Raw genomic sequence first — 23,745 nt, 5'->3', positions numbered from 1 at the left:
TATCATTTAACGAGAGCGCATAAGGAGGGAAGAAAGCGCAAAATCGGAAAAACAATTATAGCGCCTGAGCTGAAGAAATTGGACGAAACTATCTTCAGCAGACGAGGTGGAGGTTTATCGAAAATTCGGCGGATACCTCCCGATCGACATACCCGATTGTCACTTTTCATTTTGAAAGCATTTGAGTGATTGAATGTACAGAAAATGGAGAAGGTATAGTTAAAGCAATAGATAAATAGAGAAACCTCACGTATCGAATGGTTACTGTTCAGATGGCTGAATGAGTGTTAAAAATGTGTATGTATTAGTTACGCTTATTTTATTTAAAAATAAGTATAGCTTTTACATTCATAAAAAATTCGATAAGTTAAGGTCTAATTTGTCATTGCGTCAAATTGACGATATCGGAGGACAAGAAATTATGTGTGGAATTGTAGGATATATTGGTGAATCAGATGCAAAGGAAATCTTATTAAAAGGTTTAGAGAAACTAGAGTACCGTGGCTATGACTCAGCAGGTATTGCAGTACGTAATGAAGAAGGTGTAACAGTCTTCAAAGAAAAGGGCCGTATTGCTGATTTACGTGACGCAGTAGACGAGGACGTTGCTGCAAAAGTAGGTATTGGTCATACACGTTGGGCAACTCACGGTGTGCCAAACCGTCTGAATGCACATCCTCATCAAAGTACATCAGGACGTTTTACGTTAGTACACAACGGAGTTATTGAAAACTATCATTTATTACAAAAAACTTATTTAAAAGGTATCCCGATGAAATCTGATACAGACACAGAAGTCATCGTGCAATTAGTAGAGTTATTTGTGAAAGAAGGTTTAAGCACAACTGAGGCGTTCCGTAAAACTTTATCTTTATTACACGGCTCTTATGCTTTAGCTCTTCTAGATGCAGAAGCGGCTGATACAATTTTCGTTGCGAAAAACAAATCGCCACTTTTAGTAGGTGTTGGTGAAGGCTTCAATGTAGTAGCTTCAGATGCGATGGCTATGCTACAGGTAACTGATCAATATGTGGAGCTACACGATAAAGAGGTCGTAATCGTACACAAAGCTAGCGTTGAAATTTCAAAATTAGACGGTTCAATAGTAGAGCGTGCACCATACACAGCAGAGCTTGATATGAGCGATATTGAAAAAGGTACTTACCCTCACTATATGTTGAAAGAAATGGATGAGCAGCCAACAGTTATTCGTAAAATCATTCAAGCATACGAAGGCGAGAATGGCGAATTAACAATTGACGCAAATATTTTAGAAGCATTACGAGCAGCAGACCGTCTATATATTATTGCTGCCGGCACAAGCTATCATGCAGGTCTAATTGGTAAGCAATATTTCGAAAAAATGGCTGGTATTCCAGTAGAAGTTCATATTTCAAGTGAATTCGGCTACAATATGCCATTACTTTCAGAAAAACCATTGTTTATCTTTATTACACAATCAGGTGAAACAGCAGATAGCCGTCAAGTACTTGTGAAAATTAAAGAGCTTGGTTATCCAACATTAACAATTACAAACGTACCTGGCTCTACACTATCACGTGAAGCCGATCATACGCTGTTATTACATGCAGGCCCTGAAATTGCAGTAGCTTCTACAAAAGCATATGTAGCGCAAGTAGCTGTACTTGCTGTAACAGCCTATGTAACGGCGAAAGCTAATGGCAAAGGCTTAGAATTCGATTTGAAACAAGAACTTGCGATTGCAGCAAATGGTATCCAAACAATTATCGATTCAAAAGATGTATTAGAGGATATCGCAGAGGACTATTTAAAAATCGCACGCAACGCATTCTTCATCGGTCGTAACATCGACTTTTATGTAAGCCTTGAGGGTGCCTTGAAGCTAAAAGAAATCTCTTACATTCAAGCAGAAGGCTTCGCAGGTGGCGAGCTAAAACACGGAACAATTGCCTTGATCGAAGAAGGTACACCAGTGTTTGCCCTTGTTACACAAGAAGCGGTATCATTAAACATCCGTGGTAATGTTAAAGAGGTAGCTGCACGTGGAGCATACCCATGCATTATTGCCATGGCTGGCGTAGATGAAGACGGTGACCGTTTAGTAATCCCTCAAGTTCATGAATACCTAACACCACTTGTATCTGTAGTGCCATTACAATTAATTAGCTATTACGCAGCACTACACCGCCGCTGTGATGTGGATAAACCACGTAACTTGGCTAAATCAGTGACGGTTGAGTAATTTTATGTAAGCTACAGGTTTCTTCTTGTTAGCATATAAATAAAGTCGTTAAAAATAATTATTTAAATATCGTGCAATTTGCATCCGTTCGCTTGTAATAAAAGAAGCGAGCGGATGTTTTTTGTTTTGGATGTTTCATGGTAATAAAGATATTTGAAAAATAATAGAGTTGTTAAGGCTATACCCTTACTGCGAAATAGTGATTGTCCTAAGTTAATCCAGATTCTATAATAGTGAATATAGAATCGTTAAATAACAATGAATGAGGTGACTTATGAAAAAGCAATGGAACTTAATATTAGCAATAATTGTGGTCTTAATTATCGCGGTATTTTCAGTTATAAATGTTGACAAGGTAACGGTTAATTATTTATTTGGAAAAGCAGAGTGGCCATTGATCCTCGTTATTATTGGGTCAGTCCTATTGGGAGCCCTATTAGTTGGATTAATTAGTATGATGAAAATTTATCAACTTCAAAGAGCTTTGAAAAAAGCAGGAGGAGAAATAGATCAACATTCTTAAATGTTGATCTATTTCTCTAAGAGCCCTATTGTAAAACAACCCAGCTGTTGTTATATAAACATCACTAAAATAAGATATCAATATTTTTTTTCATTCAATAATTTGAATATCGTTTTTCAGTACTCTTGCAAATCAATATTAATATTAAAGGGATCTCATTGAAGTATTAACTGAATTACTCACGCTAATACTTAGCTCAGCCTGTTTCCCACTCACAACTCCAATGGTAATGCATAGCTCAAACTAATACATTCAAATTTTAAATTAGGTACTAGCTATTTACCTATTTATTTTACATTAACATCAATATTGGTTCATCGACTGAAGGGTGGCCAATACGGTGATGTTTGCTTCCTTAAAAAAGCAGTGCCCAGAAAAAATGGGGCACTGCTTTTTTAATTATCAATAATTATTTATGGTAGTTTCTGTATGATATCAGAATAAACATTTATCTTGGTTGCAATATCAGCTTGTTTTCCATTAATGTCGTAATCCGCCCTAATCTCACCATAAATATTCTCAATAATGATAACGTTACTGTGGAAATAAGGCTTCATAATCAGTTCAATTGCATTTGCCTTACGATCTTTGATTTGCATGGATGTATAAATACCGTTATTCAGATAGTATGTATTTTATTTACCAATTATAGAGGTATAAATTACCTGTTAGACCAATTTAGTAGTAAAATTACCTTATTTTTAGTATTTATTTTTTGGAATGGAAGTAATATTATTGTCTAGTAAGGCAAATTATGATTGGTATATTTAATCATTATAAATTTAGAAGATGCTTTACATATAATTTTTTGTAATAAATATATTATTTTCGAAAACTTATTATACATATTTTAAAAATTAATAGAGCGATAATATTGTTTTCGCAGAATAATCAGATTTTACTAAATTTCTGGAGGAATATAATAATGGCAAAGCAAAACAAAGGTCGTAAATTTTTCGCAACTGCAGCTACAGCAGCTCTAGTAGCATCAGCAATCGTACCAGTAGCATCAGCTGCTGAATTTAAAGATGCAGATAGCATTTCATCTTGGGCAAAAGAAGCTGTACAATTTTTAACTGACAAAGGTTTCATCCAAGGTGATGAAAAAGGAAACTTCAACCCAGCTGGTACCCTTACTCGTGCGGAAGCTGCTGAAATTTTATCAAAAGCATTGGATTTAAAAGCTACAGGAACAGAAGATTTTTCTGATGTAAATGAAAATGACTGGTTCTATAACGCAGTACTTGCAACTTCACCAGAATTATTTGACGGTATGGGCAATGGTAAATTTGAACCTAAAGCTCAATTAACAAGAGAACAAGCTGCTAAAGTTATCGTACAAGGTTACCAATTAACAGGTAAAGCAGATCTTAGCAAATTCTCAGATGCTTCTAAAGCTTCTAAATGGGCTGTATCTTACTTAGAAACGGCTGTTGAAAACGGTGTAATCAATGGTAAAGGCTCATTATTAGCACCACAAGATAAAATTAGCCGCGAAGAATTCGCTACTATGGTAAAACGTACAATTGATGCAACAACTAAAGTGGTAACACCAGCTGTAGATTCTGTAAAAGGACTTAATGCGAAGGAACTTGAAGTGAAGTTCAACACAGCTGTTGATAAAACTGATGCTGAAATGACAACGAAATATGTTATCAATGGTGTAACTATCACGAACGCAAAAGTATCTGAAGACGGCATGACTGTTACTTTAACAACTAATAAAGAGTTAAAATTAACTAATGACAAAGTTACTGTAAAACCAATCAAAACGAAAGCAGATGCTAAAGTTCTAACTGAAGAGTTCAACAAATTAATCACATTTGCAGACACAACTCCTGTTAGCGTAAATTCTGTTGAAGCAAAAGGCACTAAAGCCGTTATCACTTTCGATGAGCCTGTACAAAGTGAAGGAACAGTAAGCTTAAATGGTACTGAACTTGCTAAGGATCGTTATACTTTATCTGGTAAAACGTTAACAATCAATGGTTTAACTGCTGAACAAACTTATAAAGTAGACATTGTTGGCGCAACTGATTTCGCTAATAATATCGCAAATCCTATCGCAGTTAACTTTACAGTTCTTAAAGCAGACGTTGATAATTCAAAACCAACTGTTTCTACAGCTGTGAACGGTACAGAAATCACTTTTGATTTCTCAGAAGAATTAAAGAAACAAAATCTTGATGGAAAAGCTCCTGCTGCAGAATATGCAAAAGTAACTGTTGGCTCAACTGTTTTCTACTTAACAGATGCTGATATTAAAAATGTAGATGATAAAACAGTATTCACTATTGATGCAGCATCTGCATTAGATACAGCGAATTTCATTAATACAAACATTAAAGTAGAAGGACATAAAGATTTAGCTGGAAATGCTGGAGATGCATTTGAGTTCAATGCTATTCTATCTAAAGATTTAACGCCTGCTACACTTGTATCTGCCTCTACTAAAATGTTAGTAGCTGATGATGTAAATGCTACTACAGACGTAGATGCTTTATACCTTACTTTTAGCGAACCTGTAAAAGTAGATGGAAAATTAACAATCAAAACTCAAAATGGTATTGCTTACACGACTGGAAAAGAAACAACGGTGAAAGCAGATGCTGGCTTCGATGTAGATGGTAACGGTAAAATTGAGGGTGCAGAGAAAAACACAGTGAAAGTTGACATTGATTTAGATAGCAATTCAACATATACATTTGAATTATCTGCTAAAGCAGTTGCAGATTTAGTTGGCAACGTGACTACAGATACAATTACATTCAATGTTACAACTGGTACGTTCGAAGCTACACCTGAAACAACTACAGATTCATTAGTATTTGGAACTACACCAGTTGTTGTAACAGATAACAATGTATTTACTGTTGAATATGCTGCAGATGTGACTGCAACAGCAACAAATGCTGCTAACTACACACTTGGAGGAAAAGAGCTACCTGCTGGAACTCAACTTCAATTTGTAGATGGTACTAAAAAAGTAAGATTCACTTTACCAGAAGGTACTATCACAGCTAATGGTAATTATGTATTTGAAGCTAAGAATGTAGTAGATTCTAAAGGTAACACACTTAAAAATGGAAAAGCTACTACTCTAGTAGCACTTAAAGAAAATGTTGTGCCTGTAGCTTCTAAAGTAACGGTAGTAGATAGCAAAACATTTACAGTAGACTTCTCTAAAAGTATTACTAACCAAGTTACAGCAACAGGTTTAACAGTTAAAATTGCTGGAAAAACTGTAGATCTTGATTCTGCTGTTGCAGACGGTGGTAAACTTACTATTAAAACTAAAGCTGACTATGATCAAACAGATAGCATTGTAGTTGAATTCAAATCAACGAACCTAGTTGATGCTAATAACAACAAAGTTAAAGACGGTTCTATTTCAAAATAATAAGTTTGTAATGTAAACCGTTCAAAATATAAAAGCCTTGTGGAGATATCTCCACAAGGCTTTTTCTTTTTTGAAACCCAAATAGGATATTAAATAACCAAGCATTTTCTGGTTTTTAAAGTCGATACAAAATTGTAAACATTTTCACATTTAGTATAAAACAGAGCGGAAATATATGTTATAATTTCAAACGATGTTAACTCAGAAAATAGGACCAAGGGAGAGAAGATAATATGATGAAAAAGATAATGAAACGTACGGGTGCTGCGTTGCTTGGCGCTTCATTGATGCTGACTACAGTTGTGCCAGTGATCCATGCAGAGGAGCAATCACCTCCCTTAGCGCCATCGATTAGTGAGTGGGCTATTGAGACCTTAAACGAGGGTGAAAAATACGGTATTTTCCCAATTGAATGGTATTACGAAGACTTCCTTCAAGAAATCTCTGTGGAAAAGGTAAATGAACTGCTAGCATTAACGGAAAAGAAAATTGCCTCATTGGGCTTAGCGGAAAATAAAAAGTATAAGCCAGTAAGCGTGAAGAACGATAACACACGCGGTGATATTGTAAAGCGTTTGTATAATATCGTGGCGCGGTATGATTTACCTGTTGGCAAAGATGCCATTAAGTTTATGAAAGAACATAATATTTTACAAGGCTCTTCAAACGGACTGCAATTAGAGAAGGAAGCAACGACGCAACAAGCTGTGCTACTAGCTGTTCGCTTCATTCAGAGTACATATGCACTTGCTGAGCAAGGAGCGAAGGGGGTAGCCTGGGTAGTGGAGGATGAGGATACACGTGTGTATTTACTAGGTTCCATTCACCTAGGTACACCTGACTTATATCCATTCGATCAAAAATTAGTGAAGGCGTTCGATGAAGCTGATGCGCTATTAGTAGAGGCAAATCTTCTGGATACGAAAGGGCACGAATATTATGCGGAAAAGGCAATGTATTCAGATGGCTCAACACTGAAAGATGCTGTTGCACCAGAAACATATGCGAAGCTTGAGAAAGTTGCAAAGCTATACAATCTTCCGATGGAACAACTGACATTGCAAAAGCCTTGGACGTTGTCAAGCACCCTAGCAATGCTGTCAACAGATGATTCCTTTGGTATAACACCACAAGAAATGGCGATGCACGGTATTGATATGTACTTTTTATTAAATGCACAGCTGCAACAAAAGCCAGTGATTGAATTAGAAGGTATGAAAGCACAAGTTGATATGTTTGACGCGTTATCGCCAGAAGCACAGGAACAGTCATTAGTTGCTGTGTTGGATAACATCATCATTCCATCTGAAGAAAACCAATCTAACATCCTCCAAGAGTGGTTTACAAGCTGGAAGCAGGGCAACGTCGAAGAGTTTGCAAAAAGCTTCCAAGCGATGGAAGGCGGAACGTCAGAGTACAATGAAATGCTATTTGGTTTACGTGATGAACAAATGGCAAAGAAAATCATGAATGTACTTAAAGATAAAAAAGGTACGTACTTTGTTGTTGTTGGTTCAGGTCACTTCTTAGGTGAGAAAAGCATTCGCTATCATTTGGAGAAAAACGAGTACAAAGTGAAGCCATTTTATCAATAAAAAAAGCTAAAGAGCACGGGGATTAAGGGTAAGTTGTACCTTAATATAGTTATTTGAGTAAAAAAGCCTTTAAGGGATCTATTTCCTTAAGGGCTTTTTGTCTCCTCACTTGGCAAGAAAACTGTAAGCCTTTCTCCAGTGCTTGTTGTGCCAAAAAGGGCAAAAGCACTTTTCTTAGTAAAAATTAGTGTACATATAAACATAAAAAAAATACAAACTAATTGTAACGTCGAAATTTTAGGAGGTTACAATGGCCAATTCAAGACACTCGAAACCAGATGATAGATCCAATAACGTTGAACGAATTCGTGATATCGTTAAGAACACTGAAGAAAAACTCCATGAAGCGGAAATTAGTTTGGAGTTTGCAGACCCTATGCAAAGTGAAATGATTAAAGAAAAAAATAAGCGACGTCAAAAGTCGATTGAAGGATTAAAAGAAGAAATGAAAGATGAAATGGCAGCACGTAAAAAAGGAGAAGTGTAGAATTGGAGGTTTAGAAAGAGGAACTACCTTTTCGCCAACTTGAAAGTACTTCCCAACAAAAGCAGATGGTTTAGAAGTTCTATAATGGGCCTCTATATCACCGTCTGCATTTATTATGAGGTTGTAAATAACTTAAAATAAATATAGATAAAATGAACCCCGCACTTTGACATTGTTTCAAAATGCGGGGTTCTTTAGAATAAAAGCTTTCTCTTCTATTGTAGCTGTCTTAGTATTGAATAACAAAGTACATAAAAGGCATTAAGTATAATTAAAGAATAATTTAACTAAAAAAGATGAACCTTTTCCAATAGTCATTTGTTTATAAAGTATAACGCAGAGAAAGGAGCGCCTTGGATTGACAGAGCGTGAACTATTCGATTCTTATAACAAGTGTGTATACCGCACATGTTATTACATGCTGCGGAACGCACAAGATGGAGTTTTAGGATAAAAGCTTTCTCGTCTATTGCAGCTATCTTAGTATTGAATAACAAAGTATACAAAAAGGGATTAAGTGTAATTAAAGAATAATTTAACTAAAAAAGATGAACCTTTTCCAATAGTCATTTGTTTATAAAGTATAAGACAGAGAAAGGAGTGCCTTGGATTGACAGAGCGTGAATTATTCGATTCTTATAACAAGGATGTATACCGCACATGTTATTACATGCTGCGAAACGCACAAGATGCGGAAGATCTCTGCCATGACGTATTTATCACCGTTTTTCGTCAGGATTGGCAAAGCGTTGAGCATACGCGTGCCTGGATTATGCGCATCGCAATGAACCAGTGCTTAAACTTGCTAAAACGGAATCAGACTCAGCGGGATAAACAGGGTCAGGTTCAATGGCTTCATGAGCAGGCCACATTTTCAATTAAATCCGTAGACACGATTGTAGCAGAAAAAACAGCTCAGGAAGAATGGGAGGAACTACTGAAGCAACTACCAGACAAATTGATGGCAGTTGTTACACTCCGCTATCTCGGTGAGCTATCCATGGCTGAGATCGCTGAAACCCTGCAGATTCCTGTGGGTACAGTGAAGTCGAGACTCCATAAGGCATTAAAAATCATGCGCAAAAAACTTGATCAAAAAAACAACTTATGGTTGAAGGGAGAGAACCAATTTGGAACGCATTGAAAACAAGGTTAAAAACCAAATGAAGGATTCAAATAACGTCGATTACCCTGACTTTGATCAGATGTGGAGCAGTATCCAGCAGGACGAGCTAAAGGTTGCTGGTGGTGAAGCGATTGGCCTTCGCCCTCGAAAACGAAAACGCTTTGCTTTGGTGGCAGGGCTATCTGTAGCTTTGATGGCTACACCAGTTTATGCAGCACTCACTTATGACTGGTCCAGCATGCTTACCTATAGAGAAGGTATTCAGTCCGCGTTAGAGAAGGGCTTAGGCCAAAAGATTGAGCAATCCGTTACAAAGGAAGGTTTCACGTTAACCATTCACACGGCGTTTGTAGACGAGAACAGAACTGTATTGCTGTATAGTTTGAAACCTGAAACATCCCAAGATGTAAAGGATGTAAAGGATATAAATTTTAAACTTATCGGACTAAAAGATTCGAAGGGTAACTTTATTGAAGGGAATTATACGAACGAGTGGAATGAGGAGCATGGTGAATTCCAGGGATTTTTTGAGACGGACTGGGTTGCCGAAGGGCAGACGACCGATGTTGAGTTTATAATGGAGAATATCCAATTCATCGGCAATAAGAAGCAGTCCATTAGCTATAATCCTAATGACTCAACTACGCAAGTGTTCCCAATTCAAAAGGATGGGGTGGGTAGCGTGACCTTACAGTCTTTTGAACAAGCTGAAGGTAAAGTTCTCCTAAGATCAGACGTTACGCTTACGGATACTGAAATGCCGTACAAACGTGTAGAATTCGAGGCAATCAATGATGCAGGTGAATCTGTTAAACAAGTGCAAGGTACTTCTTTTTCATTCCGCGACGGAAAATCAAACGTCGATCAACTATTCAAGTCTGACACTTTACGTAAAGAAGGAACTAAATTCCAGATCTCTTATGAGCATATACTAGAAACAAAAGAAAGTACTTGGAGCACAAATATGAATCTTTCCAAAAAACAGATGGAAAATGGGTCATATAAGCAAGTGCTAGACATCCCTATGGGTAATGTTCCTAACACGAAAATCCATGAAATGAAGGTTACACCAACCCAAGTTCGTTTGCTGCTTACTCAAGATCAAGGTATGTACGAAACTATTCCTTTTCAGGAATATCAACTGGATGTAGGTGGAACTTTGTTAAATTCTAGGGGTGTATGGTTTGGTAAAAACATTGGCGAAACAGAGCTACGCTTTGAAGTAAAAGGGCTGGATGTGGCTTCTCTTGCTAATCAGCCTGTAACCTTCGTCGCGAAGCACCGTGTTGATGCAATTAGGGGAGACGACAATCCAATCCATTTGACTGACATATCAGTAAAACCTCAAAGCGTAACGTCTAGCATTGCAGGGTATCCAATCACATGGACTTATTATTTGAAGGACAATAACCTCTATGTGGAATCCTTGAGCTCAGACCCGGCGTTTGCTGGAGTCAATCAAACCTATTACCAGGACGGCGATAATGGACCTATCTTTGGGAAACCAGACCTGATGGGTACACTTAAAGATGGAAGTAATAAAGCAATGGATGTGTATGAAAATTTCAATAAGAAAGAGCTAGATATTTACATTGAAAAGTATTTAATCGACAAGCCGAACGAGGAGCTTCGTATTCCGCTTAAGTCTGGAAAATGATCTGTATTAATTATTGAAAATTTAAGATAGTCCTATTCATATAACAAAATGAAGTAACGTAAAAACCCAACTTCTCTATATTCATTTGCAGAGAAGTTGGGCCTTTTAATTAAAGTAACAATCTCTTTTAAATGAGATTAACTATAACGCTCTTATATTCTACTTTCTCAATTTACAACTTTATTATCTCTTCACATCAATCACCTCTTTAGCTATGCTTTGAGGTGGTTATTTTTATGGATATTTGTGTTAAAATTAATGACTGTCTTGTGAATTATATAATGAGCAATTATCAAGAAGGTTAATGAATAACTTTTCTTGTTTCATTAACGAGGGCGATTGTTCATTGATCGCTTTTTGTGCTAACTGGGGAGGATTAGTTGAAGTACATAATGTTGATGAGGGATAAATTAACGGGGCCTGACGATAATTGCTTGATTGATATCCGTTTCAATGGTGGAGATATTCAATTTGACGTTTTAGAAGATACATAGTTATTAGTTGATATATAATAAAAAAATACTTAGCTATCTATTGGTTTTTTTAACTAGATGGAAGTGAAAGGGAAAAATATGAGAAAAAAAGTTATTTTATCATTAATGTTAATGACATTTCTTTCTGCTGTAGAAGGAACAATTATTAGTACAGCAATCCCCCGTATAACGAATGATTTGTCAGGCGTCGAACTTGTTAGTTGGGTTTATGCAATTTATATGCTTGCCACAGCTGTTTCAACTCCAATCTACGGGAAACTGGCTGATTTATTCGGTCGTAAAAAAGTTTTACTTATCGGAGCTACAATATTTTTAATTGGCTCTGCACTTTGCGGTATCGTTACATCAATGGAACAGCTCATCATCTTTCGTGCCCTTCAAGGTCTAGGTGCTGGCGCTATTATGCCAATAACAATGACCATCATTGGTGACTTATATAGCGAAGTGAAAGATCGTGCAAAAGCACAGGGGTGGATTAGTGCTGTTTGGGGTATTTCTGGCGTTATTGGACCATTAGTTGGCGGATTTTTAGTTGATTCCCTTTCTTGGCGTTATATCTTCTTCTTAAACGTGCCATTTGGAATTATCGCTTGCATAATGATTGTCATTTATTATAAAGAATCTATTAAGCCTGCTAAACATCATATCGACTATCTTGGTGCAACAGTATTCTCATTAAGTACAATCGCTCTACTTTACGCATTACTAACAGGTAGCAGTAAGCAAAACTGGGGGGACATGACGATTGTTGGTCTCTTAATCTTTGCAGCTGTTTCATTCATTGTTTTCTTATTCATTGAGAAAAAATCGCCGGAACCATTAATTCCGCTAGCACTTTTCTCTAACCGTACATTATCTATTATAAATATACTAACTCTTATTTCTGGTGCAATGATTATTAGTATTACAATGTATCTTCCGATTTGGAGCCAGGGTGTATTAGGAAAAAACGCAACAGACGCCGGACTCATTTTAATGCCACTACCTGTAATGTGGACATTTGGCACTATTTTCTCAGGTAAATTAGTTGGTAGCTTAAATACGAAACAAATCATTCTACTTGGAGCTAGCGTCCTTTCGGTTGCTGCCTTTTCATTATTTACATTGTCAACAGATTCACCAGCATTCCTCATTTATGTTGCAGTTGGATTATTCGGCTTAGGAATGGGGCTTATAACACCTATCTACATGGTAACAATTCAAGCGGCTGTTCCAAATCATACGCGCGGGACAGCAATTGGCTTAAACACATTTATCAATACGTTTAGCCAAACATTAGGAGCTGCAGTTTTCGGGGCAATGTTCAACACGATGATTCATGCACGCGGTATTAAAAACCTTGACCTTGTAACTTCTGGTGGACATGAAGGAACGACAGCAAACATAGTAACTGAATCGCAAGAAGCATTAGCTTCAAGTGTACATTTTATTTATATGGGTACGTTTATATTAGCACTAGTAACTTTAGTAATTGTTTGGTTCTTATTAAAACCATCTACACAAACTAGTGAGCAATAAAAAATGTTAAAAAGAGGACAAGCGTGTCCTCTTTTTTATATAAATATTCTAGTAACTTCATATAGTTCTCGATTTGTTTATCTACTAAATAATAATTGTTTTGTGAATTATGAGTGGGAATCATTAGGTGAAGTTTGATCACAATAGATTTGTTGTTCTTTATCTATACCTTTAATAGTTGCATACTGATTACCCCATGCACACATTGTGTTTAATACTGGTACAAATGATCTTCCTAAATCCGTTAAGCTGTATTCTACTTTTGGTGGTACCTCTTTAAAAATTTCTCTTCGTACAAGTCCATCTCTTTCTAACTGTTTCAATTGATCCGTTAAGACTTTTTGTGTAATTCCAGGTAATAAATCATAAAACTCTTTTGTCCTTACTGATTTTTGGCTCAAGAAAAAGAGTATTAAACATTTCCATTTCCCACCTGCGATATTCATAAAAAGGTTGATTCCAGTATTATAGTTAACCATGTACTTTCTCCCCTAAATAGGCACTTAAAAGTGGCTATACCACATTTTTGTGCGTTATTTTCTTATTTATTATTGCTTACTATAATTAAAGGTGCAATAAATAAAAATTTCGGAGTTGATACCATGAGTGTAAAAAATATTTTGGAAAAAAGACGTTCAGTTAGACATTACGATTCAAGTTATAACATAAGTTCTGAAATTCTAGCCTCATTAGTTGAAAGTGCAAGTAAGTCTCCTAATGGAAATAATATTCAAGCTACTCGATACTTAATTATTGATGATCCGGACTTAAGAAATTTATTAATGCCTATAGCTTTTAATCAACAACAAGTGACAGAAGCTTCAACTTTAATTGTTATGTTGGGTGATTATCAGGCATTTGACAAAGATAATATTATTAAAATACATGAAGAAGGCTTCCAAGCGGGTTATTTTGATGAATCGCTCAGAGATTATCTAGCGAATGCTGCAATAAATTATTATGAAAATAAATCAAAAGAAGATCTAAAGATAGAATTAACTAGAGATGTAAGTCTTGCGTCCATGTCATTAATTTTGTTAGCAAATGAAGCTGGTTTTGACACAATTACTATGTCAGGCTATGATTCTAAGAAATTAAAAGATATCTTAAATATTTCTGAAAGGTATTTAGATGTTATGCTTATAGCCATTGGTAAAGGTACTAAAGTCGGCCATAAGACCGTAAGGCATAATGTTAGTAAGGTAATGTATAGAAATAACATAATTTAGTTATCTTATTATTTTAATCGACAGAGAAAGAAATATGTTATTCCGTATTCGGGCGCGATTATAGAACAATGTAAATAAAAGATGATCACATTTTTTAATAAAAATCCAAACTAAAATCTAATGAAGAATAAGCCATTTTGATCAACCTTTGAACGGAGCCGTATCACGATTTTTTAATCGCGTATACGGCTTATTTTTGTTGCTGAAATTGTTTTGATTTATAAAAGGGGGACCCTGAACCATTATTTTGTTCCTTTTTCGTCCCCTTTTAGTTTCTCAATATAATAATTATGCAAGGCTGTCCTCGAAAATTTGTATACTTTATCCTTTTAGGATAGCCTTCTGGTTAATATGATTGAAGGAGAATTAAGCAATTAATCCAAGCGCTTTCAAGTTTATTCGTTATAAGATGCATTTACTTTTTATTTATTGCAGTTCCGCTGATACAAAAGGTGTTGGTATAAAAATACAATAAAATGATGTGTCAAATTAGAAGGATATGTATTTTTACATGCCAACTCCGAAATTGAATTTTTTGTTAATTTATCTCTCATTTTACCATTATCATGCTAATTAGTGGTATGCTATATCACGATAATAGTTTATGGAGGCGGTATTATGTATTACAGTAATGGTAATTATGAGGCTTTCGCACGTCCTAAAAAACCTGTGGGTGTTGATGAGAAATCAGCGTATCTTGTTGGTTCGGGGCTAGCTTCACTGTCAGCCGCATGTTTTTTAATTCGTGATGGTCAAATGAAGGGAGAGAATATTCATATTCTCGAGGAACTAGATATCTCAGGCGGTAGCCTTGATGGTATTCTAAATCCGACAAGAGGCTTCATTATTCGTGGTGGTCGGGAAATGGAAGATCATTTTGAATGCTTATGGGACTTATTCCGTTCAATCCCATCTTTAGAAATAGAAAACGCTTCAGTTTTAGATGAATTTTATTGGTTAAACAAAGAGGATCCTAACTATTCAAAATGTAGATTGATTGAAAATAGAGGTCAAAGACTTGAGGATGATGGCAAGTTTACATTATCTGATAAAGCATCTGAAGAAATGATTAAATTATTCTTTACGCCTGAAGAGAAATTAGATGATGTAAAAATTACAGATGTTTTCTCTGAAGAGTTCTTTGAATCGAACTTCTGGCTATATTGGTCTACGATGTTTGCTTTTGAAAAATGGCATTCTGCAATGGAAATGCGTCGTTATATTATGCGTTTCATTCATCATGTTGGGGGCCTTCCTGATTTATCTGCTTTAAAATTTACGAAATATAACCAGTACGAATCTTTAGTACTACCTATGATTAAATATTTGGAAAGCCACAATGTTGATTTCCAATTTAATACGGTTGTAGAGAATGTTTTAGTTGATAAAGTTGGCGATAAAAAGGTAGCTCATACTTTAGTGTTAAAACAAGATGGTGTGAAAAAGAATATTGAGTTAACAGAAAATGAATTAGTGTTTGTTACAAATGGTAGTATCACGGAGAGTACAACTTATGGTGACAATAATACGCCAGCCCCTATAAGCACTGATTTAGGCGGAAGCTGGTCACTTTGGAAAAACATCGCTTCCCAAGACTCTGAGTTTGGTAGACCAGAAAAATTCTGCGATGATCTTCCGGAAGAAAGTTGGTTTGTTTCAGCAACACTAACTACATTGGATGCTAAAGTTGCTCCATATATTGAAAAGATCAGTAAAAGAGATCCGTATGCAGGCAAGGTAGTTACTGGTGGTATTGTAACTGCGACAGATTCTAATTGGATGCTAAGCTATACGTTGAACCGACAACCTCATTTTAAAGATCAACCAAAAGACCAATTAGTCGTTTGGATTTATGGTTTACTATCTAATAAACCAGGTGATTTTATTAAAAAGAGTATTACTGAATGCTCTGGAAGTGAGATAGCGCAAGAGTGGTTGTACCATATGGGTGTTCCAGTAGATGAAATACCGGATTTAGCGCAAAATTCTTGTAATACAATTCCATGTTACATGCCTTATATAACATCTTACTTCATGCCTAGAGCAATGGGAGATCGTCCTTTAGTTGTCCCTAATGGATCTGTTAACTTAGCTTTCATGGGGAACTTTAGTGAAACTGAAAGAGACACAGTATTTACAACTGAGTATTCAGTAAGAACAGCGATGGAAGCTGTCTATCAATTGTTAGATATTGATCGAGGCGTTCCAGAAGTATTTGCATCTACTTATGATATCCGTACTTTATTATCTTCAACTGCTCGCTTACTTGACGGTAAAAAATTAACAGATGTAGATGCGCCATTTATCTTAAAACAAATAGGTAAATTTGGTATTCATAAAACAAAAGACACAATCATCTATGATTTACTCAAAGACAGTAAATTGATATAAATATATATGCTAAAAAAGCTGATTCTTAATTGAATCAGCTTTTTTGCGATACGATCTTAAAGCATCAACCATAGCGGTTAGATCCTTAGCATTTTTCAGAAACAGTCTAGTTGCCACATTAGCAGTTATATCGCTGTACTTTTTCATTTGTTTATCAAAGCGTACGGGAATTTATAAAACCCCTTTGTATTTTTGATTATATAGTATATTATGGAATAAAATTACAAAGATATAGAGGGGGGATTGTTTGATGAGAAGGTATACTTTTTTTGCATAGCAAAGGCTATTGCAATATAAGATAAATAAAATAGCCTTTGCTCTTCCTAAAAAATATTAACATTTAGGAGTGCAAATATGAGCTATAAAAAAGCAAAGCATATTCTACCAGCTGAGTTGTTAGAGTTAATACAAGAATATGTGGACGGTGAATATATTTATATACCGCGAAGAGCAGAACATAAGAAGGACTGGGGGTCCAATACTGCAACCAGAAAAGAATTGGATGTAAGAAACTATAACTTCTTTCAGCGGGTTTCCAAAAAACCGCTGAAAGAAGTTAAAGCCTCCGGCGGATGTCACGGAATCGGAAAGGAGTTCTTTGTGCAAGCACAAAGCCGATTCCGGACGCAATTATGCCGAGGCATAATTGATTTTTTATAACGATTATCTATCGGGAGCGGACACGGCTACTTTAGGTGAAAAATATTATTTGTCCTCAAAGAGTATTCAAAGAATTGTACTAAAAGAGAAAAAAAGAAGAATAGAATAAGCCAGTGTGGTTTTTGGCCACGTTGGCTTATTTTCTTTTATGAAATATGTATGAGGTTTTTTCATGCAATCTAGGCAGGGTATGATTTAATCAGATTCTTTAGAATTTGCATCTTTAGTTTATTTTGATATGCATTCAAAAAAAGGAGAGAAAAAAATGAACTTTACCGAGTTATTAGGAACCTCTTTTCCAACAGTACAAACTGAACGTATTAAATTAAGAAAGTTGAAGTTGGAGGATGCTCCTGCGTTATTCAATTATTATTCAAATGAAAATGTATATCGCTATCTTGATTGGAACGGACCAGAGACTTTAGAAAGAAGTTATGAAGTAATTCATTTTTGGAACGAAGGCTATGATAAAGGTTGGATTATTCGTTTTGCTATTGCTAACAAAGAAACGGATGAAGTTATTGGTACCATTTTCTTGAGTGAATTTGCGGGCAAACGAGCTGAAATTGGCTATGAATTATCTGAAGAATATTGGCATCGTGGTATTATGTCTGAAGCTGTTAAAGAAGTATTATCAATAGGATTTAATCAGTTAGGTTTAGTAAGAATACAGGCAATTGTCACGGAAGGAAATATAGCTTCAAAGAAGTTATTGTCGAAATTCAACTTTAAGGAAGAAGGCTGCTTAAGACAGTTTGAATGCCATAGCGTTACAGGAGAATGCAAAGATATGTTGATCTATAGTTTGTTGAATACCGAGTTTTCGAAGAAGAATATATAAGTTTTATGGTAATCTCAGATGGCGCTTTTCTATTTGATAATAATGATCCCGACGATCGAGGACGGTATGTAAATGATGGAGATTATGCCTTGAGATAATTGCTAGAATTCATCTATGAAATGGATGATTATACGGACTTTTTGAAGTGCGACAACAATCTAATTAATGAGTTTTGTCGCGTTATTAGGTAGTATTCTACTTTTTTATATTCCTGAAAATTCCTTTTAATAGAATTTTTGATATGTAATAATAAGCATACAATAAGTAAGGAAAGGGGAATAAAATGGAGAGAAATATAAAGTTAAGTATCAAATATAGCTTAATTAGTTATATCATTATTTTTGTTTTAACTTTAATAATCAGAGGTTTGACAGGTGCAGAACAGTATCAAAACATTTTATCTAAAGATATTATTGAGATTTTTAAATTGCTTGCAAGTGCATTTGTACAAAATATAGGAATTGCTTTACTACCCGCAATTATCATTGGTTTCGTTTTTTATTTTTATATTTTTCCTAAACAATCAAGAGAGTAGATATAGATCTGCTTTCTTTTTTTGAATGAAAGAATCATATATATTTTTCACAAAGCTTTATAACAAATAATTTAGAGTTATAACGCATGAGAAGGTGAGAAAAATGCTGGGAAAAGTAATCGAGTAATTGCACAATACTTCGTGTTTCAGAAGCTATTATTCGGAGACGATTGAAAGATTTAGAGGGGTGATTTTTCTTAGTAGTCTACGCATATGCGCTAGAGCGGAATGTTTGTATATTTCTTTGTTTCAAGTTTCCAATATGATACCGCAATCGAATTGTTTTTTTATTACGAGTATGGATTTTGTGATGTATTTTTAAAGAACGAGGGGATGAGTTAGCTTGGAAATATCTATTAATAGCTTACGAGAAAGTGACGCAGAAGAATTATTTCAGTTTGAAAAGAATAATAGACTATTCTTTGAACAAATGGTACCCAGTCGTGGGGAAGATTATTATATGTTTGAAAAGTTTCAATTGAAACATAGAGAGCTATTAGAAGAACAAGAAGAAGAAAAATCAAGGTTCTACTTAATAAGGGACTACTCAGGAAATATTGTCGGAAGAATTAATTTAGTAGATATAGATAAAACGAACGATATAGCAGAGGTTGGCTATAGAGTAGGTAAAGAATGTGGCGGAAAAGGAATAGGGGCCAAAGCCTTAAAACTACTTTTAGAAACAGAAGTAAGTGTAAAAAAGATTAAAGCAAAAACAACAACAAATAATATTGCATCTCAAAGGGTTCTTGAAAAGAATGGTTTTAAACAAGTGTATTTAAGTGATGATGAATTCGAAATGAATGGCCAAAAGCTACAGTTTATCGATTATCTTTTGGAACTCTAAAAGCCAAGGTGTCTTCTATTGGTTAAGTTAGGCTTGTTGGATAGTAAAAATCCTGTGAGGGGTGGTTGAAAGACGTGTTCAAACGAATAATGATACTTTTTTCAATTGTTACAGCGATACTTTTGTTAATTATTACGACAAGTTATATTATTCATCAAATACAATTATCAAAGGAAGATCAATTATTTACGCCAACAGGGAAAATGGTAGAAGTGAATGGTCATCAAATGCATGTGTACATAGAAGGAGATGGAGAAGGCGAAGGTACGCTTGTATTTATGTCTGGAGGAGGCACAAGCTCACCTGTTTTAGATTTTAAATCATTATATTCATTGTTAAGCGATAAATATAAAATTGTTGTCGTTGAAAAGGCAGGCTATGGATTTAGTGACATTTCAGATACTGACCGTGATATGGATACTATTTTAAATGAAACAAGAGAAGCTCTATTAAAATCAGGCGTTGAAGGGCCATATATTTTATTTCCGCATTCGATGTCTGGTATTGAAGCATTGCATTGGGCTCAGGTTTACCCGAATGAAGTAAAGGCAATTATAGGGTTGGATATGGCCGTTCCTGCTGCATATAAAAATTATGCTATTAATATGCCTCTATTGCATTTAAGTGCCTTTGCTGCAAATATTGGTTTTACTAGATGGATTTCGGGTCTGTCTGAAAGTGATGCTATAAAATATGGGACTTTGACAGATGAAGAAAAAGAATTGTATAAAGTGATTTTTTATCGCAGAACGGCAACTAAAAATATGATGAATGAAGTTAAGCATATTAAGAAAAATGCAGAAAAGGTAGGAGCGGCTGGAATCCCAAATGTTCCTATGCTTTTGTTCTCTTCAAACGGTCAAGGGACAGGTTGGAATGGGGAGGCGTGGAATGAATTTCAGAAGAATTTTATCAGTAAGCATAAATACGGAACATTAATAAAATTAGATTGCTCCCACTATATTCATGATATCGAATATAAGCGAATAGCTAATGAATCAGAAAATTATATAGAGAGTTTAAATCGTTAAATCTTCAGAGCATGTTTTGAACAATCTTTTCAGAACATGCTCTACTTTTATGTGATATGGAAACTCCTAGTTTTTAGAATCTAAAGTAATCCCAGATAATATATAAGGAATTGACAATTTAATAAATTCCTCCGGGGATTTATCCATACTATTTTTTCTCCATTCCTCAGAAGCACCGTAAATTCCCCAACTTAGTATGACTGCGGTAGTTTTTAGTGCCGCATCCTCTTTCATATTATGTTGTTTTAATAACATCTTGTAAAAAACGATTTCGAGATGCTCCCTAATAATACGGGAAATGGTATCTTCGTATCCTCTATGACAACGATTAGATAAAGATTTTTGAAAGTTCGTTATGGCTGTAAAAATAAGAATAATTGATTCTTCATTTAGATCGCTTTTTTCGAAGATACTACAATTTAAATTAACTAATAATACTTCTGATAATACTTTATCCAATAAGTCATATACATCTTGAAAGTGATAATAGAATGTTGCGCGATTAATCATAGCTTCTGTCGTAATATCCTTCACAGTAATACCCTTAAACTCTTTTTGACCTGAAAGTTCAATAAAAGAATCCATAATTAATTTGCGAGTACGAAGAACACGAGGATCAGTCTTTGATTGAGTCATTTTTTTGCATCACTCCTACTTTTTAAACAATTTCTTCAATGTGTTGTATATACGACAAATCTAAAGAACTATTGGTACAGATGATTTTCATTATTAACTAAAATACGCTTATAAAGCAATTAAAATGAAAGTGGTGAGTATGATGACGAACAATAATAATTTAATTTGTGATTTAGAAACGGGTGTATGTGGTGTTTCAGAAGATAGCGAAACGCAGGTGATTGATTTCGATCAAAAAAGGATATCGATTGATTTATATTATGTGACTGATCCAATCTGCTCGCATTGTTGGGCATTAGAGCCAGTTCTTCGTCGCTTTGTAGAGCAATATGGTCATTATGTTAATGTCCATACTATAATGGGCGGTTTGCTAGAAAAATGGGCCGGCTTTGCTGATGTATCTAATGGTATATCAAGCCCATCAGATGTGGCTGGACACTGGAGAGAGGTTGGCGAGCATAGTCGTATGCCGATTGATGGTACGCTTTGGCTTGAGAATCCCATTCAATCTTCCTATCCTCCATCTAAGGTGTTTAAAGTGATTCAACAGCAAAATGAGGATTTAGCAAATATATTTTTACGCCGTGCAAGAGAAGCAGTTTTCGTATTTAATCAAAATATTGCAGAGAAATCTGTTTTAATTGCAATCGTTAATAATATCGGACTTGATGGGGAAAAGGTTATAAAAGAGGCCGAACTAACGATTGGACAGCAATTATTAAGTGAAGATCTTGCGTTAGCTTCAAAACTAGGGGTTAGAGGATTTCCAAGCATTATCATGTTGAACGAAGAAAATAAAGGTGTAAAAATTGTCGGTAGCCGAACGTTAGATTCCTATATTGCTGGGCTGAAACAAGTTCTTCATTTAGATGAACTACAGCCGAAACAACAGCCGGCACTTTTCAGTTTACTTGAGAAAGAAAAGCTTCTTTTTTCGAGAGAGATCGAAGTAATGTATGATATTGAGCAAAAGGATATCAGCGTATTTGCTGAAAAAGAGCTTGCATCAACTGCTTATGATGCGAAAGAAATACTTGGTGAAACTTATTTTGTAATGAAAGAAAAGAGTCGTTTTATATAAAAGGGGGGGTTAATCATGAACTATTTATTACAAGTGGATTTTACAATGGATGGACCATTCGGTGAAGAAATGTCCGAGGCATTCGTTGATTTAGCGAAAAGTATTAACGAAGAGTCGGGTATGATCTGGAAGATTTGGACTGAGAATGCAGCGGCTAAAGAAGCTGGTGGGATCTATTTATTTGAAACCAAAACAGATGCTGAAAATTATTTAATCATGCATTCAGAACGATTAACAAGTTTTGGTGTTACCGATATTCGTGGGAAGATCTTCGAAGTGAATGAAGCATTATCAACAATTAATCATGCACCAATTAAATAGTTTCCTAAGCTAAGGTCATCATTGGCAGTTTTATCAACTAAATAATGCGGAATTGAAAACATGGGATTGTGATTAAACAATCTCATGTTCTTTTTTTGGCTAAAAATAATTTATTACTTGCAAAAATAATCTGGTGTGTATATATTGTATATAAAGTGTATATACATTATTTTGTGAAGAGCTTGATAAATACGGATGTATTCTATCTGCTGGAAAGGTTCGTTCATTTCGCGAAAGAAAAGGACACTCAAGGAAATGCTTACATTATTGTATACGGAGGATGAATGATGGAAAATGTCATTGAATTACAGAATATTCATAAAGCCTTTAATGGATTTCAGGTAAAGGATTTTTCTATTAACGTTAAAAAGGGCTATGTAACTGGATTTATTGGGGGAAATGGTGCAGGTAAATCAACAACAATCAAGTTGATTATGAACTTATTACAGCAAGATAGTGGTACTGTTTCATTATTTGGTATGAAATATAAGGGACATGAAAAAGAAATAAAAGAACGTATTGGTTTTGTCTATGATGAAAATGTCTTTTATGAAAATGTAACGTTAAAGGATATGAAAAAGATTATTAAACCCGCCTATAAAAACTGGGATGATAAGGTTTTCCAACATTATGTTGAAAAGTTCGAACTACCATTGAATAAAAATATGAAGGACTTTTCGAAGGGAATGAAGATGAAAGCTTCGTTAGCCATTGCTCTAGCTCACCATGCAGAATTAATTATTATGGATGAGCCAACTGCTGGGCTCGATCCGATATTTCGTAGAGAGTTACTAAACATTTTACATGAGTTAATGCAGGATGGGGAAAAAACAATTTTCTTTTCGACACACATTACAACAGATTTAGATCGTATTGCGGATTATATTACCTTTATTCATAACGGAGAACATATTTTCACGAAAGAATTTTATAAGATTGAAGAGGAATATGCCATTGTTAAAGGGAAGTTGGATTTATTGGATAAGGAAACGGAACAAGAATTTATTTCAATCCGAAAAACCAATGCAGGCTTTGAAGCATTAACAGCTGATAAAAATCGTGTGGCAAACATATTTGGGGATTCTGTTATTGTGGAAAAACCAACGCTTGAAGATATTATGTATTATACGAAGAAAGGATGGTAACTGT

Annotated in this window: 21 protein-coding genes and 1 pseudogene; 19 read left to right on the top strand and 3 right to left on the bottom strand. The window is 35.2% G+C overall.

What is annotated here, in order from left to right; all coding sequences use genetic code 11:
• Positions 1 to 421 precede the first annotated feature (421 nt).
• Both glmS and ACQKMI_RS17440 read left to right on the top strand, forming a co-directional pair.
• Positions 422 to 2,224, top strand: coding sequence for a glutamine--fructose-6-phosphate transaminase (isomerizing) (glmS, locus tag ACQKMI_RS17445; protein WP_427491014.1), 1,803 nt, complete (start codon positions 422 to 424; stop codon positions 2,222 to 2,224).
• Between the two features lie 274 nt (positions 2,225 to 2,498).
• The gene (locus ACQKMI_RS17440; protein ID WP_323648011.1) at positions 2,499 to 2,747 is read left to right on the top strand and encodes a LapA family protein; all 249 of its coding nucleotides are present in this window, start codon (positions 2,499 to 2,501) and stop codon (positions 2,745 to 2,747) included.
• Between the two features lie 413 nt (positions 2,748 to 3,160).
• Here the strand turns inward: ACQKMI_RS17440 and ACQKMI_RS17435 are convergent, their stop codons facing one another.
• Positions 3,161 to 3,346: a hypothetical protein gene (locus ACQKMI_RS17435; protein WP_427490990.1), complete on the bottom strand. Its 186-nt coding sequence runs from the start codon at positions 3,344 to 3,346 to the stop codon at positions 3,161 to 3,163.
• Positions 3,347 to 3,672: 326 nt separating this feature from the next.
• On the opposite strand from ACQKMI_RS17435, the gene ACQKMI_RS17430 reads away from it, so the two are divergent.
• From ACQKMI_RS17430 to ACQKMI_RS17400, 7 genes and pseudogenes are all read left to right on the top strand, one after another.
• Positions 3,673 to 6,147, top strand: coding sequence for an S-layer homology domain-containing protein (locus ACQKMI_RS17430; RefSeq protein WP_427490988.1), 2,475 nt, complete (start codon positions 3,673 to 3,675; stop codon positions 6,145 to 6,147).
• Positions 6,148 to 6,380: 233 nt separating this feature from the next.
• On the top strand, positions 6,381 to 7,742 hold the full coding sequence (locus ACQKMI_RS17425) for a TraB/GumN family protein (RefSeq protein WP_427490986.1): 1,362 nt from the start codon (positions 6,381 to 6,383) through the stop codon (positions 7,740 to 7,742).
• Positions 7,743 to 7,992: 250 nt separating this feature from the next.
• Positions 7,993 to 8,229, top strand: coding sequence for a small acid-soluble spore protein Tlp (gene tlp, locus ACQKMI_RS17420; RefSeq protein ID WP_053595505.1), 237 nt, complete (start codon positions 7,993 to 7,995; stop codon positions 8,227 to 8,229).
• Positions 8,230 to 8,587: 358 nt separating this feature from the next.
• Positions 8,588 to 8,668 (top strand): annotated as a pseudogene (locus ACQKMI_RS17415) (RNA polymerase sigma factor); the annotation flags it as partial.
• Between the two features lie 171 nt (positions 8,669 to 8,839).
• Positions 8,840 to 9,373 (top strand): RNA polymerase sigma factor, encoded by a 534-nt coding sequence (locus ACQKMI_RS17410; RefSeq protein ID WP_427490984.1) that lies wholly within the window; start codon positions 8,840 to 8,842, stop codon positions 9,371 to 9,373.
• The gene (locus tag ACQKMI_RS17405; protein WP_427490982.1) at positions 9,360 to 11,012 is read left to right on the top strand and encodes a DUF4179 domain-containing protein; all 1,653 of its coding nucleotides are present in this window, start codon (positions 9,360 to 9,362) and stop codon (positions 11,010 to 11,012) included. The genes ACQKMI_RS17410 and ACQKMI_RS17405 overlap by 14 nt, the downstream gene beginning before the upstream one ends.
• Before the next feature lie 572 nt (positions 11,013 to 11,584).
• Positions 11,585 to 13,024, top strand: coding sequence for an MDR family MFS transporter (locus tag ACQKMI_RS17400; RefSeq protein ID WP_427490980.1), 1,440 nt, complete (start codon positions 11,585 to 11,587; stop codon positions 13,022 to 13,024).
• A 107-nt stretch (positions 13,025 to 13,131) separates the two neighbouring features.
• Here ACQKMI_RS17400 and ACQKMI_RS17395 read toward each other — a convergent pair whose 3' ends face one another.
• Positions 13,132 to 13,503, bottom strand: coding sequence for a winged helix-turn-helix transcriptional regulator (locus tag ACQKMI_RS17395; protein WP_427490978.1), 372 nt, complete (start codon positions 13,501 to 13,503; stop codon positions 13,132 to 13,134).
• Between the two features lie 30 nt (positions 13,504 to 13,533).
• On the opposite strand from ACQKMI_RS17395, the gene ACQKMI_RS17390 reads away from it, so the two are divergent.
• The 7 genes from ACQKMI_RS17390 (at position 13,534) to ACQKMI_RS17360 (ending at position 20,558) form a co-directional block, all read left to right on the top strand.
• On the top strand, positions 13,534 to 14,253 hold the full coding sequence (locus tag ACQKMI_RS17390; protein ID WP_427490976.1) for a nitroreductase family protein: 720 nt from the start codon (positions 13,534 to 13,536) through the stop codon (positions 14,251 to 14,253).
• 618 nt (positions 14,254 to 14,871) lie between these two features.
• Entirely contained in the window at positions 14,872 to 16,644 is a 1,773-nt protein-coding gene (locus ACQKMI_RS17385) for an oleate hydratase (RefSeq protein ID WP_323647993.1), read from the top strand.
• Positions 16,645 to 16,998: 354 nt separating this feature from the next.
• Positions 16,999 to 17,304, top strand: coding sequence for a CD3324 family protein (locus tag ACQKMI_RS17380; RefSeq protein ID WP_427490974.1), 306 nt, complete (start codon positions 16,999 to 17,001; stop codon positions 17,302 to 17,304).
• A gap of 265 nt (positions 17,305 to 17,569) precedes the next feature.
• Positions 17,570 to 18,145, top strand: coding sequence for a GNAT family N-acetyltransferase (locus ACQKMI_RS17375; RefSeq protein WP_427490972.1), 576 nt, complete (start codon positions 17,570 to 17,572; stop codon positions 18,143 to 18,145).
• A 283-nt stretch (positions 18,146 to 18,428) separates the two neighbouring features.
• Entirely contained in the window at positions 18,429 to 18,680 is a 252-nt protein-coding gene (locus tag ACQKMI_RS17370) for a hypothetical protein (RefSeq protein ID WP_427490970.1), read from the top strand.
• A gap of 343 nt (positions 18,681 to 19,023) precedes the next feature.
• Positions 19,024 to 19,527: a GNAT family N-acetyltransferase gene (locus ACQKMI_RS17365; protein ID WP_427490968.1), complete on the top strand. Its 504-nt coding sequence runs from the start codon at positions 19,024 to 19,026 to the stop codon at positions 19,525 to 19,527.
• Positions 19,528 to 19,601: 74 nt separating this feature from the next.
• A complete protein-coding gene (locus ACQKMI_RS17360; RefSeq protein WP_427490966.1) occupies positions 19,602 to 20,558 on the top strand; it encodes an alpha/beta fold hydrolase in 957 nt (318 codons plus the stop codon).
• A 66-nt stretch (positions 20,559 to 20,624) separates the two neighbouring features.
• Here ACQKMI_RS17360 and ACQKMI_RS17355 read toward each other — a convergent pair whose 3' ends face one another.
• Entirely contained in the window at positions 20,625 to 21,194 is a 570-nt protein-coding gene (locus ACQKMI_RS17355; protein WP_427490964.1) for a TetR/AcrR family transcriptional regulator, read from the bottom strand.
• A gap of 142 nt (positions 21,195 to 21,336) precedes the next feature.
• Here ACQKMI_RS17355 and ACQKMI_RS17350 point away from each other — a divergent pair, with 142 nt between their 5' ends.
• The 3 genes from ACQKMI_RS17350 to ACQKMI_RS17340 all read left to right on the top strand — a co-directional run bounded on the left by ACQKMI_RS17350 (position 21,337) and on the right by ACQKMI_RS17340 (position 23,741).
• Positions 21,337 to 22,275 carry a DsbA family protein gene (locus ACQKMI_RS17350; protein WP_427490962.1) on the top strand — a complete coding sequence of 313 codons (939 nt, stop codon included), beginning with the start codon at positions 21,337 to 21,339 and terminating at the stop codon, positions 22,273 to 22,275.
• Positions 22,276 to 22,290: 15 nt separating this feature from the next.
• The gene (locus tag ACQKMI_RS17345) at positions 22,291 to 22,596 is read left to right on the top strand and encodes a monooxygenase (RefSeq protein WP_427490960.1); all 306 of its coding nucleotides are present in this window, start codon (positions 22,291 to 22,293) and stop codon (positions 22,594 to 22,596) included.
• 287 nt (positions 22,597 to 22,883) lie between these two features.
• Positions 22,884 to 23,741 (top strand): ABC transporter ATP-binding protein, encoded by an 858-nt coding sequence (locus ACQKMI_RS17340; RefSeq protein ID WP_427490958.1) that lies wholly within the window; start codon positions 22,884 to 22,886, stop codon positions 23,739 to 23,741.
• Positions 23,742 to 23,745: the final 4 nt, after the last annotated feature.

The organism is Lysinibacillus sp. NPDC097214 (genome assembly GCF_050277945.1).
Lineage (GTDB): Bacteria > Bacillota > Bacilli > Bacillales_A > Planococcaceae > Lysinibacillus > Lysinibacillus xylanilyticus_B.
The sequence above is the reverse complement of the archived record's forward strand: the minus strand, read 5'-3'. Positions and strand labels throughout refer to the sequence as shown.

Coding starts and splice junctions, on each gene's coding strand:
- glmS (WP_427491014.1), top strand. CDS start 422: ATGTGTGGAATTGTAGGATATATTGGTGAATCAGATGCAAAGGAAATC.
- ACQKMI_RS17440 (WP_323648011.1), top strand. CDS start 2,499: ATGAAAAAGCAATGGAACTTAATATTAGCAATAATTGTGGTCTTAATT.
- ACQKMI_RS17435 (WP_427490990.1), bottom strand. CDS start 3,346: ATGCAAATCAAAGATCGTAAGGCAAATGCAATTGAACTGATTATGAAG.
- ACQKMI_RS17430 (WP_427490988.1), top strand. CDS start 3,673: ATGGCAAAGCAAAACAAAGGTCGTAAATTTTTCGCAACTGCAGCTACA.
- ACQKMI_RS17425 (WP_427490986.1), top strand. CDS start 6,381: ATGATGAAAAAGATAATGAAACGTACGGGTGCTGCGTTGCTTGGCGCT.
- tlp (WP_053595505.1), top strand. CDS start 7,993: ATGGCCAATTCAAGACACTCGAAACCAGATGATAGATCCAATAACGTT.
- ACQKMI_RS17400 (WP_427490980.1), top strand. CDS start 11,585: ATGAGAAAAAAAGTTATTTTATCATTAATGTTAATGACATTTCTTTCT.
- ACQKMI_RS17395 (WP_427490978.1), bottom strand. CDS start 13,503: ATGGTTAACTATAATACTGGAATCAACCTTTTTATGAATATCGCAGGT.
- ACQKMI_RS17385 (WP_323647993.1), top strand. CDS start 14,872: ATGTATTACAGTAATGGTAATTATGAGGCTTTCGCACGTCCTAAAAAA.
- ACQKMI_RS17380 (WP_427490974.1), top strand. CDS start 16,999: ATGAGCTATAAAAAAGCAAAGCATATTCTACCAGCTGAGTTGTTAGAG.
- ACQKMI_RS17375 (WP_427490972.1), top strand. CDS start 17,570: ATGAACTTTACCGAGTTATTAGGAACCTCTTTTCCAACAGTACAAACT.
- ACQKMI_RS17370 (WP_427490970.1), top strand. CDS start 18,429: ATGGAGAGAAATATAAAGTTAAGTATCAAATATAGCTTAATTAGTTAT.
- ACQKMI_RS17355 (WP_427490964.1), bottom strand. CDS start 21,194: ATGACTCAATCAAAGACTGATCCTCGTGTTCTTCGTACTCGCAAATTA.
- ACQKMI_RS17350 (WP_427490962.1), top strand. CDS start 21,337: ATGACGAACAATAATAATTTAATTTGTGATTTAGAAACGGGTGTATGT.
- ACQKMI_RS17345 (WP_427490960.1), top strand. CDS start 22,291: ATGAACTATTTATTACAAGTGGATTTTACAATGGATGGACCATTCGGT.
- ACQKMI_RS17340 (WP_427490958.1), top strand. CDS start 22,884: ATGGAAAATGTCATTGAATTACAGAATATTCATAAAGCCTTTAATGGA.